The following is an 11,918-nucleotide window of genomic DNA, read 5'->3' on the forward strand; positions in this document are numbered from 1 at the left end:
AGAGTGAGTGACGAAAGCATAGCGCCTGCCACTAGTCGTGCAGGGCCTCGGGACTCAGGTTCTCGGGCCCGAAGGAGTCCGGCAGCAGTGCCTCCATGTCGTACTCCTTGAGCAGCCGGCCTTCGGCGTCCACCACCCGAATGCGGGTCTCGGGGGTGGCAAACTCGCGGATGCGCTGGCGGCAGTCGCCGCAGGGCGTGCAGAGGTGCCGGCCGGGTCCGATCACCCAGACCTCGCGCAGCTGGCGTTCGCCGGCGCTGGCCATGGCGGCGATCGCCGAGGCCTCGGCGCAGATCCCCTTGTAGTGGGCCACCTCCACGTTGGCGCCGGCATAGCGGGTGCCACTCTCGCTGACCACCAGGGCGCCCACCGGATGGTGGGAGTAGGGCGCATAGGCGCGGTCGCGCACCGCCAGCAGCGCGGTGACGATGGCGGGGTCGTTGGAGTCGTTCATGGCGTGGCTCCCCTTGCGGCATCATCGCGCAGCACGCTCTCCAGCGCGATCCGCATCATGTCGTCGAAGCTGCGCTCTCGCGCGCTGCTGTCCAGGGAGTCGCCCCTGAGGATATGGTCCGAGACGGTGCAGACGGTGGCCGCGCGCGCGCCGAATTCGGCGGCGACGCCGTAGAGGCCGGCGGCCTCCATCTCCACGCCGACGATGCCGTAGCGCCTGAGCAGCTCGGCGGTCTCGGGGCGCGGGTCGTAGAAGAGATCCGCCGAGAAGAGGTTGCCGATCTTCGTCGCCACGCCGAGGTCATGGGCGGTCTCGGCCAGGGCGCGCGTCAGGGCGAAGTCGGCGGTGGCGGCGAAGTCCATGCCGCCGAATCGCGTGCGGTTGACCCCGGAGTCGGTGCAGGCGCCCAGGCCGATCACCACGTCGCGCACCGCCACGTCGTCGCGGACTGCCCCGCAGGAGCCGACGCGGATCAGCGTGCCGACGTCGTACTCGGTGATCAGCTCCTTGGCGTAGATGGAGACCGAGGGGATGCCCATGCCGTGGCCCATCACCGAGATCTCGCGGCCCTTGTAGCGCCCGGTATAGCCGGCCATGCTGCGCACCGTGTTGACCTGGCGGACCTCGTCGAGAAAGGTCTCGGCGACGTAGCGGGCACGCAGCGGGTCGCCTGGCATCAGAACGGTATCGGCGAAGTCGCCGCGCTCGGCGTTGATATGGGGCGTTGCCATCAGTGGCCTCTCGTAGGGTTGGATAGCGTGGTGGAAGACGAGGCGGACGGAAGGAAGCTGGTGCCGTCGTCCATGGGGGTGAGGCCCAGGTGCGTGGCCAGGCTCTGGCCGATGTCGGCGAAGGTCTCGCGGGCACCCAGCGAGCCCGGGGCGAGGCCCGCACCCAGCGCCAGCACCGGGATGTGCTCGCGGGTATGGTCGGTGCCCGCCCAGGTGGGGTCGCAGCCATGGTCGGCGGTGAGGACCAGAAGGTCATCGTTATCGAGCCTGCCCAGCAGCTCGGGCAGGCGGGCGTCGAAGGCCTCCAGCGCCGCGGCGTAGCCGGCCACGTCGCGTCGGTGACCGTGGACCATGTCGAAGTCGACGAAGTTGGTCATCACCAGCGAGCGGTCGACCGTGTCGTCCAGAGCCTCGAGGGTCGCATCCATCAGGGCATCGTGGCCGCTGGCCTTCACCGTGCGCGTGATGCCGCAGTGGGCGTAGATGTCGGCGATCTTGCCGATGGCCACCACCGTGCCGCCGTCGTCATGCAGCTTCTGGAGCACCGTGGGGGCGGGCGGCTCGACGCTGTAGTCGCGGCGGTTGGCGGTGCGGGCGAAGCTTGCCGCGTCCGCGCCGGTGAAGGGACGGGCGATCACCCGGCCGATGTTGTACGGCTCGAGCAGGCGGCGGGCGACCTCGCAGAGCGCGTAGAGCCGCTCCAGGCCGAAGGCCTCCTCGTGGGCGGCGATCTGGAACACCGAGTCCGCCGAGGTGTAGACGATGGGCTTGCCGCTTGCCATATGCGCCTCGCCGAGCCGGGCGATGATCTCGGTGCCGGAGGCGTGGCAGTCGCCGAGCACCCCGGGCAGCCCGGCCTCGCGGACCAGCGCCTCCAGCAGCTCGGCGGGAAAGCTGTTCTCTTCCTCGAGGAAGTAGCCCCAGTGTGAGCGCACCGGGACGCCGGCGATCTCCCAGTGGCCCGAAGGGGTGTCCTTGCCGGAGGAGAGCTCCCGGGCGTGGCCCCAGGCGCCGATGGCCGACTCGGGCACCGCAACGCCCTCGGCCCAGGCGCCGGTGCTGGCATGGTGGGCATGGAAGAGCCCCAGCCGCGCCAGGTTGGGGAGCGCAAGCGGCCCCCTTCGGCCGCGGGCGTCGCATTGCCCGCGGGTGCAGGCGGCGGCGATATGGCCCAGGGTGTCGGCGCCGGCATCATTGAAGCGCGCGGCGTCCGGTGCCGCCCCGATGCCGAAGGAGTCGAGCACGAGCACGATGGCGCGGGTCATGGGGCCTCCCGACGGATGACGTCTTGGACGAGGGGTGGGGGCGTGGCTGGGCCGTCGCCTACCTTGATGGCCTCGCGTACCTGCCGGGCGGCCCGGTCGGCGTCCGCGGCGCAGGCGGCGTGGACCAGCGCCAGCGGGCGTTCGGCGTCCACCACCTCGCCCAGGGCGGCGATGCGCGACAGCCCGACCGCGGGGTCGATGGCCTCGCCGGGGGCGCGACGGCCGCCGCCGAGGGCCACCACGGCCAGGCCCAGGGCGCGGGTGTCCATGGCCTGGACCCGGCCCGGGGATGCGGCACGCACCGCGCGTGTCACCGGCGCCTCGGGTAGGTAGTGGCCGGGGCGTTCGAGCAGATCTCCGGGCCCGCCGAGGCCTGCCACCATGCGCGCGAAGCGCTCGGCGGCCGCACCCGAGGCCAGCGCCTCGTCGAGTCGCGCCATGGCCGTGTCCCGGGAGTCGGCCAGCCGGCCGGCCAGCAGCAGTTCGGCGGCCAGGTCGCGGGTCACCGCCAGCAGGCGGCCGTGGCGCTTCTCGCCGCCGAGCAGGCGCAGCGCCTCGCGCACCTCGATGGCGTTGCCGGCGCAGGGGGCCAGTGGCTGGCTCATGTCGGTGACCAGGGCGGTGGTCGGCGTGCCGGCCTGGCTGGCCACCTCGGCGATGGTTTGCGCCAACTCTCTGGAGGCTTCCGCGGTGGGCATAAAGGCCCCGCTGCCGGTCTTGACGTCCATCACCAGGGCATCCAGGCCACAGGCCAGCTTCTTGCCGAGGATCGAGCTGACGATCAGCGGCAGCGACTCCACGGTGGCGGTGACGTCGCGCACCGCATAGAGGCGCCGGTCGGCCGGGGCGAGGTCGGCGGTCTGGCCGATGATCGCCACGCCCACCTCCTTGACCAAGCGGCGGAAGGTGGCGGTGTCCGGGGTGACCGAGTAGCCGGGGATCGCCTCGAGCTTGTCCAGGGTGCCGCCGGTGTGGCCGAGGCCGCGACCGGAGACCATCGGCACGTGCGCGCCGCAGGCGGCGACCCAGGGCCCGAGCACCAGCGAGACGAGATCGCCCACGCCGCCGGTGGAGTGCTTGTCGAGCACCGGTCCCGGCAGGTCGAGGCCGGACCAGTCGAGCACCTCGCCGGAGTCGCGGATCGCCTCGGTGAGCGCCACCGTCTCCTCGTCGTCCATGCCCCGCAGGAAGATTGCCATGGCCAGGGCCCCCACCTGGGCCTCCGAGAGGCTGCCGTCTTGGATGCCGGCGACCAGCTGCTGGATCGCCTCGCGGCCGAGCACACGGCCGTCACGCTTGGCGCGGATCAGCTCCTGGGGAAGATCCAGGGCGCCCATCAGTAGCCCCCGGACGTCGCGTTGCCGTCTCCGTCGGCCCTTAGGGTCTGCAGCAGGTTGCCGAGCAGTGCCGAGGCGCCGAAGCGGAAATGGGCCGGGGTGATCCACGCCACGCCCATCAGGCGTTCGGCGAGTTGCAGGTAGGCCAGGGCGTCCTCGACGGTGCGCACGCCGCCGGCGGCCTTGAAGCCCACGTCGCGGCCGCTGTCGCGGATCGCACGCAGCAGGATCTCGGCCGCTTCCAGGGTGGCATTGACCGTCACCTTGCCGGTGGAGGTCTTGAGGAAATCGGCGCCGCCCTCCAGGGCCAGCTCGCCGGCGCGGCGGATCAGGGCAGGGTCCTTCAACTCACCGGTCTCGAGGATCACCTTGAGCAGCGCATCGCCGGCGGCCTGCTTGCAGGCCTCGACCAGCTCGCGGCCGGTCTCCTCGTCGCCGGCCATCAGGGCACGCCAGGGAAAGACCACGTCGACTTCATCGGCGCCGGAGGCCGCGGCCGCGCGGGTCTCGCGGGCGGCGGCCATGATGTCGTCGCCGCCGTGGGGGAAGTTAGTGACTGTTACTACCTTGACGATGCCCTCGAGGCCATGGGCCTTCAGCGCACGCCGTGCGGTGACCACGAAGGCTGGGAAGACGCAGACCGCCGCCGGCGTGCCGGCAGGCGTCTTCGCCTGCTGGCAGAGCGCCTCGATGGTGGCGTCGCTGTCGTCGTCGTTGAGGCTGGTGAGGTCCATCAGCGCCAGGGCCTGGCGCGCGGCCTGCTGCAGTTCGGTCATGGAAGCGTCCTGTGAACGGGGATGTCGGAGCCGCGGCGCCGGCCGCGGCGTGTGTCTGTCGTCTGTGCCCTCAGACACCCTTCTCAGCCATCATTCTCAACCACCCAGGGCGAGAAAGAAGCCGGCGATGGAGGCTGACATCAGGTTGGAGAGGGTGCCGGCCAGCACCGCCTTGAGGCCGAAGCGGGCGATCTCGTGGCGGCGGCTCGGTGCGATGCTGCCCAGCCCCCCGAGCAGGATGGCGATGGAGGAGAGGTTGGCGAAGCCGCACAGGGCAAACGACAGGATCGCCATGGTGTGGGGCGTCATCGCCTGGCCGGTGGCGGCCACCATCTCCTCGCCGCTCAGGTAGGGGCCAAGGTTGATGAAGGCCACGAACTCGTTGACCACGACCTTCTGGCCGATGAAGGAGCCGGCCAGGGTCGCCTCCTCCCAGGGCACGCCTAGCAGGAAGGCCAGCGGGGCGAAGAGCCAGCCGAGCAGCCACTCCAGGCTCAGCTGCTCGAGGCCGAACCAGCCGCCGATGCCACCGAGCATGCCGTTGATCAGCGCGATCAGGCCGATGAAGGCCAGCAGCATGGCGCCGATGTTGGCCGCCAGCATCAGCCCCGAGGAGGCCCCGGCGGCGGCGGCGTCGATGACGTTGCTGGGCTTGTCCGCATCCTCCTCCCGTTCTTCCTCGATCTTCGACACGCTGTCCTCGGGCTCGCGAGTCTCGGGCATGATCAGCTTGGCGAACAGCAGCCCGCCCGGGGCGGCCATGAAGGAGGCGGCGACCAGGTACTCCATGGGCACGCCCATGGCGGCGTAGCCGGCCAGCACCGAGCCCGCCACCGAGGCCAGGCCCCCGCACATCACCGCGAACAGCTGCGAGGGGGTCATGCGGGCGATGAAGGGGCGCACCACCAGCGGCGCCTCGGTCTGGCCGACGAAGATGTTGGCGGTGGCGGAGAGCGACTCGGTGCGCGAGGTGCCCAGCGCCTTCTGCAGGGCGCCACCGAGCAGGCGGATCACCCACTGCATGATACCCAGATAGTAGAGCACGGCGATCAGCGAGGAGAAGAAGATGATCACCGGCAGCACCTTGATGGCGAAGACGAAGCCGACGCTGTCCACCTCGGCAAGGCTGCCGAAGACGAAGCCGATGCCGTCGTTGGCGTACAGGACCACCTGGCTGACGGCGTCGGAGATGGTCTTGAGCACGGTCTGGCCGAAGGGCACGTAGAGCACGAAGGCGCCGATGCCGGCCTGGATGGTGAAGGCACCGACAACCGTCCTCATGCGGATGGCGCGGCGATCGTAGGAGAAGACGAGGGCGATGACCACGAGGGTCACCATTCCCACCAGGCTCATGAAGAGGGTCATGGGGCACCTATCTGGCTGGTCGGCCTGGGTGGCAGGCATCCGGATGCGTGTAAGGTGAAATTTATAACATCCAGTGTTATTTTTCTAACATCTTTCCATCATCGGGCCGCCAGGGGAGCCGCAGGACATGAACGAACGCACTGCCCGGCGTCTCGCCCGACTGAGTGATGCCCTGGCCCGCGGGGGGAGCCTGCGTCTGCATGATGCCGCGGAACTGTGCGGTGTCTCGGAGATGACCATCCGCCGTGACCTGGCTGCCGGGGAGAGCGGGCTGCGGCTGATGGGCGGCCATCTGGTGCACAGTGACGACCCGCGCTATGCGCCGGTCTACGACCTGGCGGCCCAGCAGGACCGTCATGCCGAGGCCAAGCGCCGGCTCTGCGAGCGGGCGGCCCGCCGCATCGAGCCCGGGGATACCCTGTTCATCGACTGCGGCACGACGCTGATGCCGCTGGCCGCCGGCCTGCCGGCCGACCAGTCACTGACCGTGGTGACCTATGCCCTGAACATGGCCAATGCGGTGAGCGCGCTGCCCGGCGTGCGCCTCATCCTGCTGGGCGGGGTCTACCATGGCTCCTCTCGCTCCTTCGCCAGCGAGAAGATGGGCGACGCCATCCGGCGGCTTGGCATCAACAAGGCCTTCCTTTCCGCGGCGGGCGTGCACCGGCAGAAGGGCCTGAGCTGTTTCCACTTCCACGAGGTGGTTCCCAAGCAGGCGGCGATCGCCACGGCGGCGCATCGCCTGCTGGTGGTGGACCAGAGCAAGCTGGGGGTGATTCGCCCGGCGCGCTTCGCAGGGCTCGAGGAGGTCGACGAGGTCATCACCGACGGCCAGGTCGCAGCATACGGGGGGCCGGCATGACGCGCGCCGCCGAAACCTGTCCGGAATCAAGGCAGGACGGGGAAAGGGTTGCTAACTTGTAAAGCACGAGACACACAATAACGCCCGCTTATCGTCTGGAGACCGCATCCCATGCAAGCCGCAGATGTCATGACCCCTAACGTGATCACCGTCACCCCTGACAGTGAAGTCAGCGAGATCGCCAGCCTGCTGCTGGAACACGGCATCAGTGCCGTGCCGGTGGTCGATGCCGACGATAAGGTGCTCGGCATCGTCAGCGAGGGAGACCTGATGCGCCGGGTCGAGAACGACACCGACCAGCACAAGTCCTGGTGGCTCAAGCTCTTCAGCGGCGGCGGCAATGCCGTGGACTACGTCAAGAGCCACGGCCGCAAGGCCAGCGAGATCATGACCCCTCACCCGCTCACCATCACCGAGGACGAGCCGCTGCACCGTATCGCCTCGCTGCTCGAGAAGCGCCGGATCAAGCGTGTGCCGGTGGTGCGCGATGGCCGGCTGGTGGGCATCGTCAGCCGTTCCAACCTGCTGCGCGGCTTCTCGGTGAGCCGCCAGCCAGCCGCGGGCGGTGATGACCGCGCGATCCGTGACGCCATCCTCAAGGAGGTGGACGAGAACACCGGGGTCATGGTCGACCGGCTCAACGTCATCGTGGCCGATGGCAAGGTGCAGCTCTGGGGGCTGGTGGACAGCAAGGAGCAGCGCCAGGCCGTGCAGGTCGCGGCGGAGAACATCGCCGGCGTGACGGAGGTGGAGAACAACCTGGGCTTCATGCCCCGGGGCATGGGCGGCTACTGAGTCGACGACGCCTCGGCCCATGCGACAGCGGGGCGGCCAGATGGCCGCCCCGCTGTCTTTGATGGTCAGTCATGGGCGCGAAGCCCTCCCCGATGTTGGCGCCGCGGCGACTCAGTCGTGGGCGCCCTGCACCTTGGCCAGGGCCGTTTCCAGGCTCTCGAGGGTGCGCTCCGGATGGTGGAGCTTGTCGAGGCCGAACAGTCCGATGCGGAAGGCGCGATAGTCGTCGCCCTCGTCACACATCAGCGGAACCCCCGCGGCCACCTGGACACCGGCCGCCAGGAACTTGCCGACGATGCCCTCGTCCTCGGTGTAGCAGACCACCACGCCGGGCGCCTCGAAGCCGGGGGCAGCCACGCTGCGAAAGCCGTGCTCGGCGAGCATCCCGCGCACTCGGCGCCCGACCTCCCACTGCTCGTCACGCACCTTGTCGAAGCCGTACTGCCGGGTCTCGCGCATCACGTCGCGCAGCTGGCGCAGGCCGTCGGTGGGCAGGGTGGCGTGATAGGCGTGGCCGCCGGCCTCGTAGGTTTCCATGATCGACAGCCACTTCTTCAGGTCGCAGGCGAAGCTGGTGCTGGTGGTCTCCTCGATGATCTCCCGGGCCTGGCGGGAGAGCATGACCATGCCGCAGCACGGGCTGGCGCTCCAGCCCTTCTGCGGGGCACTGACCAGCACGTCGACGCCGATGTCCTCCATGTCGACCCAGAGGGTGCCGGAGGCGATGCAGTCGAGCACGAAGAGCCCGCCCTGCTCGTGGATGGCATCGGCGATCTGGCGCAGGTAGTCGTCCGGCAGCAGCATGCCCGAGGCGGTCTCCACGTGGGGGGCGAAGACGATATCGGGTTGCTGGTCATGGATCGACTCGATCACGTCCTCGATGGGAGGCGGGGCGAAGGGCGAGGTGGGGTCATCCTCGTCGAGGCGACGCGCCTTGAGCACGTTGACCTCGGAGGGGATCTGGCCCATCTCGAGGATCTGGCTCCAGCGATAGCTGAACCAGCCGTTGCGGATCACCAGGCAGCTGCGACCCTTGGCGAACTGGCGTGCCACGGCCTCCATGCCGAAGGTCCCGCTCCCGGGAACGATCACCGTCGAGTGGGCGTGGTACACCTCCTTCAGCGTAGAGGAGACTTCGTGCATCACGCCCTGGAAGCTCTTCGACATGTGGTTCAGTGCGCGATCGGTGTAGACCACCGAGTATTCGAGCAGTCCATCCGGGTCGACATCGGGTAGCAAGCCGGCCATTGCGGTCTCCCTGTTGTGGTTCATGCCATCACGTATGGCTCAGAGGATATGCGTAATCTCCTCCTCAGGCCAGAAGCAGCATTAATACGCCCCTCGAGAAAGACCGCGTACCTTGACACGTAACGACCGTCATGGCGGCGGGCTTCCTTGCTCCTCATACGCGTAACAAGCCATGTGTTGGTCCCTCAACGCTCCGCATAGGCAAGCTCCTCGTTGTCCGGCAGGGCTTCCCAGTGAATATTGGCGATAGCCTCGGCAGCTTTCTGGAGAGCCGGCAAGCAGGCCAGCGCCTTGTCGCGGTTCATCCGCATTACCGGCGCTTGAATGGCTAGGCCGGTATTCGAGGGTCCATCCGGGTTGGGGGCCAGCACGGCGATGCACAGCAGGCCCGGGAGGAATTCTTCGTCATCGAAGGCGAAACCCTGGCGACGCACGATCTCGATCTCGGCTTCCAGAGCCTCCGGGGCGGTGAGGGTGTTGTGGGTGAACCGAGAGAGCGGCATCTGGTCCAGCAAGCGCCTTCGCTGGGCGGGCGCCATCTGGGCCAGGAACAGTTTGCCGCTGGCCGAGCAATGTACCGGCACTCGAGAACCGGGGTGTAAATAGAATCGCAGGGGCGCGGAGGTCTCCACGCGATCGAGATATAGCACCTCGCCGCCAGAGAGTGCTGTGATGTTGCAGCTTTCGCCGACCTCCTCGACCAGCTGGGTCAGCACGGCATGGCGAGCCCCCTGGATCGTGTCGTTGAGCAATAGAGTCTCGGCAAGCCGTCTCAGCCGGCTGCCCTTGCTGTAATGCCGCCCGTCGGCCTCACGTTGCAGCATGGCCGACGATTCGAGCTGCTGGAGCATGCGGTGCAAGGTCGGCTTCGGCAGGCCGGTCTCGTCGACCATGCCTTGCAACGTGAAGAACTGGTCCTTACCCGCAATCACCTCCAGCAGGGCCAGCAGGCGCTGTGCCGGCGTATCGCCCTCAAGGCGGCTCATCTCGGATCGATTGGTCGTCATATCGGCTCTCCCTTTGAACTCAAGGTAATTTGTTCCTGAAAAGAAATCAATTTGTACCGTTTTATGGAATTTTGTTGACGACCCGCCGGCGGAGCGCTACGTTTTGATCAGGTTCCAGATATCGGAACCATGGGTATCAAAAAACAAAGAGATGGCACGCTTATGCCAGATTCGTCACTCAGCGCTCCCGTGGAGGTCCCCATGAGCACCCAAGACAGCACAGACACTCGCCAGGTCGTGAAAGGCAAGCAGACGATGACGCCCTCGGAGGCCTTCGTGGAGACCCTGGTCGCCAACGGGGTGACCGACATGTTCGGCATCATGGGTTCGGCCTTCATGGACGCCATGGACATCTTCGCGCCGGCCGGCATCCGCCTGATCCCGGTGGTCCACGAGCAGGGCGCGGCGCACATGGCCGACGGCTATGCTCGCGTCTCCGGCCGCCACGGCACGGTGATCGGCCAGAACGGCCCGGGCATTTCCAACGCCGTGACCGGCATCGCTGCGGCCTACTGGGCGCACAGCCCGGTGGTCATCGTCACCCCCGAAGCGGGCACCACCGGCATCGGCCTGGGCGGCTTCCAGGAGTGCAAGCAGCTGCCGATGTTCCAGGAGTTCACCAAGTACCAGGGGCACGTGACCCACCCCGCGCGGATGGCCGAGTACACCGCTCGCTGCTTCGACCGGGCGATGTCCGAGATGGGGCCGACCCAGCTGAACATCCCGCGGGACTACTTCTACGGCGAGATTGAATGCGAGATCCCCGAGCCGGCGCGCCTCGACCGCGGGCCGGGTGGCACCCGCACCCTCAGTGAGGCGGCCGAGCTGCTGGCCAAGGCCGAGTTCCCGGTGATCGTCTCCGGCGGCGGTGTGGTCATGGCCGACGGCGTGGAGGCCTGCCAGGCGCTGGCCGAGCGGCTGGGCGCGCCGGTGGTCAACAGCTACCAGCACAACGACTCCTTCCCGGCCAGTCACCCGCTGTGGTGCGGCCCGCTGGGCTACCAGGGCTCCAAGGCTGGCATGAAGCTGATCGCCCAGGCTGACGTGGTGGTGGCGCTGGGCACCCGCCTGGGGCCGTTCGGCACCCTGCCGCAGCACGGCCTGGACTACTGGCCGAAGGACGCCAAGATCATCCAGATCGACGCCGACCACAAGATGCTCGGCCTGGTGAAGAAGATCGCCGTGGGCATCTGCGGCGATGCCAAGGAAGCCGCCGAGGCGATCACCGAGCGCCTGGCGGGCCGCGACCTGGCCTGCGACGCTACCCAGGCCAAGCGCGCCGAGCTGATCGCCAGCGAGAAGGCCGCCTGGGAGCGCGAACTGGACGAGTGGACCCACGAGAAGGACCCCTTCAGCCTCGACGCCATCGATGAGGCCCAGGGCGAGACGCCGTTCTCCGGCGGCGAGTACCTGCACCCGCGCCAGGTGTTGCGCGAGCTCGAGAAGGCCATGCCCGAGGACGCGATGGTCTCCACCGACATCGGCAATATCAACGCCGTAGCGCACAGCTACCTGCGCTTCGAGAAGCCGCGCAGCTTCTTCGCGCCGATGAGCTTCGGCAACTGCGGCTACGCCTTTCCCACCATGATCGGGGCCAAGGTGGCCGCGCCGGAGCGTCCGGGGATCGCCTACGCCGGCGACGGCGCCTGGGGCATGAGCCTGATGGAGACCATGACCGCGGTGCGTCACGACATCCCGGTGACCGCGGTGGTGTTCCACAACCGCCAGTGGGGCGCCGAGAAGAAGAACCAGGTCGAGTTCTACAACCGCCGCTTCGTGGCCGGCGAGCTGGACAACCAGAGCTTCGCCGAGATCGGCAGGGCGATGGGCGCCGAGGGCATCACCGTGGATCGCCTCGAGGACGTGGGCCCGGCGCTGAAGAAGGCGGTGGACATGCAGATGAACGAGGGCAAGACCTGCATCATCGAGATCATGTGCACCCGTGAGCTGGGCGACCCCTTCCGCCGCGACGCGTTGAAGAAGCCGGTGCGCCTGCTCGAGAAGTACCAGGACTACGTCTGATCGAAGGTGCTGCAACGTGGTTCCCCCGGCGCTGCCGGGGGCTTTTTTGTCTGACG

General features: G+C 68.1%; 11 protein-coding genes. 3 read left to right on the forward strand and 8 right to left on the reverse strand.

All coding sequences use genetic code 11. From position 1 onward, the window contains the following. Positions 1 to 31: 31 nt before the first annotated feature. The 6 genes from cdd to QLQ86_RS08140 all read right to left on the reverse strand — a co-directional run bounded on the left by cdd (position 32) and on the right by QLQ86_RS08140 (position 5,928). Complete coding sequence (gene cdd, locus QLQ86_RS08115; RefSeq protein ID WP_282816517.1) at positions 32 to 454, reverse strand: cytidine deaminase; 423 nt, start codon at positions 452 to 454, stop codon at positions 32 to 34. Continuing rightward, positions 451 to 1,185: a purine-nucleoside phosphorylase gene (gene deoD, locus QLQ86_RS08120; protein ID WP_282816518.1), complete on the reverse strand. Its 735-nt coding sequence runs from the start codon at positions 1,183 to 1,185 to the stop codon at positions 451 to 453. Before deoD ends, cdd begins: the two co-directional genes overlap by 4 nt. Beyond that, on the reverse strand, positions 1,185 to 2,450 hold the full coding sequence (locus QLQ86_RS08125; RefSeq protein ID WP_282816519.1) for a phosphopentomutase: 1,266 nt from the start codon (positions 2,448 to 2,450) through the stop codon (positions 1,185 to 1,187). The genes deoD and QLQ86_RS08125 overlap by 1 nt, the downstream gene beginning before the upstream one ends. Beyond that, entirely contained in the window at positions 2,447 to 3,787 is a 1,341-nt protein-coding gene (deoA, locus tag QLQ86_RS08130; protein ID WP_282816520.1) for a thymidine phosphorylase, read from the reverse strand. The genes QLQ86_RS08125 and deoA overlap by 4 nt, the downstream gene beginning before the upstream one ends. Beyond that, complete coding sequence (gene deoC / locus QLQ86_RS08135; RefSeq protein ID WP_282816521.1) at positions 3,787 to 4,563, reverse strand: deoxyribose-phosphate aldolase; 777 nt, start codon at positions 4,561 to 4,563, stop codon at positions 3,787 to 3,789. The genes deoA and deoC overlap by 1 nt, the downstream gene beginning before the upstream one ends. A 96-nt stretch (positions 4,564 to 4,659) precedes the next feature. Further along, positions 4,660 to 5,928, reverse strand: a complete 1,269-nt coding sequence (locus tag QLQ86_RS08140; RefSeq protein ID WP_282816522.1) for a NupC/NupG family nucleoside CNT transporter — start codon at positions 5,926 to 5,928, stop codon at positions 4,660 to 4,662. A gap of 127 nt (positions 5,929 to 6,055) precedes the next feature. Here QLQ86_RS08140 and QLQ86_RS08145 point away from each other — a divergent pair, with 127 nt between their 5' ends. Both QLQ86_RS08145 and QLQ86_RS08150 read left to right on the forward strand, forming a co-directional pair. Next, on the forward strand, positions 6,056 to 6,790 hold the full coding sequence (locus QLQ86_RS08145) for a DeoR/GlpR family DNA-binding transcription regulator (RefSeq protein WP_282816523.1): 735 nt from the start codon (positions 6,056 to 6,058) through the stop codon (positions 6,788 to 6,790). A 111-nt stretch (positions 6,791 to 6,901) separates the two neighbouring features. Then, positions 6,902 to 7,585, forward strand: a complete 684-nt coding sequence (locus tag QLQ86_RS08150) for a CBS domain-containing protein (protein ID WP_282735622.1) — start codon at positions 6,902 to 6,904, stop codon at positions 7,583 to 7,585. Between the two features lie 111 nt (positions 7,586 to 7,696). Here the strand turns inward: QLQ86_RS08150 and QLQ86_RS08155 are convergent, their stop codons facing one another. Both QLQ86_RS08155 and QLQ86_RS08160 read right to left on the reverse strand, forming a co-directional pair. Further along, complete coding sequence (locus QLQ86_RS08155) at positions 7,697 to 8,833, reverse strand: aminotransferase class V-fold PLP-dependent enzyme (protein ID WP_282816524.1); 1,137 nt, start codon at positions 8,831 to 8,833, stop codon at positions 7,697 to 7,699. Between the two features lie 185 nt (positions 8,834 to 9,018). After that, positions 9,019 to 9,819, reverse strand: a complete 801-nt coding sequence (locus tag QLQ86_RS08160; protein ID WP_282816525.1) for an IclR family transcriptional regulator — start codon at positions 9,817 to 9,819, stop codon at positions 9,019 to 9,021. 222 nt (positions 9,820 to 10,041) lie between these two features. Here QLQ86_RS08160 and xsc point away from each other — a divergent pair, with 222 nt between their 5' ends. Further along, entirely contained in the window at positions 10,042 to 11,862 is a 1,821-nt protein-coding gene (xsc, locus tag QLQ86_RS08165; protein ID WP_282816526.1) for a sulfoacetaldehyde acetyltransferase, read from the forward strand. Positions 11,863 to 11,918: the final 56 nt, after the last annotated feature.

This window comes from Halomonas rhizosphaerae (assembly GCF_030012485.1).
Taxonomy (GTDB): Bacteria; Pseudomonadota; Gammaproteobacteria; order Pseudomonadales; family Halomonadaceae; genus Halomonas; species Halomonas rhizosphaerae.

What these genes read in the sequence shown, in the direction of transcription:
- QLQ86_RS08155 (WP_282816524.1), bottom strand. Translation starts at nt 8,833, where the DNA reads ATGGCCGGCTTGCTACCCGATGTCGACCCGGATGGACTGCTCGAATAC.
- deoC (WP_282816521.1), bottom strand. Translation starts at nt 4,563, where the DNA reads ATGACCGAACTGCAGCAGGCCGCGCGCCAGGCCCTGGCGCTGATGGAC.
- QLQ86_RS08145 (WP_282816523.1), top strand. Translation starts at nt 6,056, where the DNA reads ATGAACGAACGCACTGCCCGGCGTCTCGCCCGACTGAGTGATGCCCTG.
- deoD (WP_282816518.1), bottom strand. Translation starts at nt 1,185, where the DNA reads ATGGCAACGCCCCATATCAACGCCGAGCGCGGCGACTTCGCCGATACC.
- QLQ86_RS08160 (WP_282816525.1), bottom strand. Translation starts at nt 9,819, where the DNA reads ATGAGCCGCCTTGAGGGCGATACGCCGGCACAGCGCCTGCTGGCCCTG.
- xsc (WP_282816526.1), top strand. Translation starts at nt 10,042, where the DNA reads ATGAGCACCCAAGACAGCACAGACACTCGCCAGGTCGTGAAAGGCAAG.
- QLQ86_RS08150 (WP_282735622.1), top strand. Translation starts at nt 6,902, where the DNA reads ATGCAAGCCGCAGATGTCATGACCCCTAACGTGATCACCGTCACCCCT.
- deoA (WP_282816520.1), bottom strand. Translation starts at nt 3,787, where the DNA reads ATGGGCGCCCTGGATCTTCCCCAGGAGCTGATCCGCGCCAAGCGTGAC.
- QLQ86_RS08125 (WP_282816519.1), bottom strand. Translation starts at nt 2,450, where the DNA reads ATGACCCGCGCCATCGTGCTCGTGCTCGACTCCTTCGGCATCGGGGCG.
- QLQ86_RS08140 (WP_282816522.1), bottom strand. Translation starts at nt 5,928, where the DNA reads ATGACCCTCTTCATGAGCCTGGTGGGAATGGTGACCCTCGTGGTCATC.
- cdd (WP_282816517.1), bottom strand. Translation starts at nt 454, where the DNA reads ATGAACGACTCCAACGACCCCGCCATCGTCACCGCGCTGCTGGCGGTG.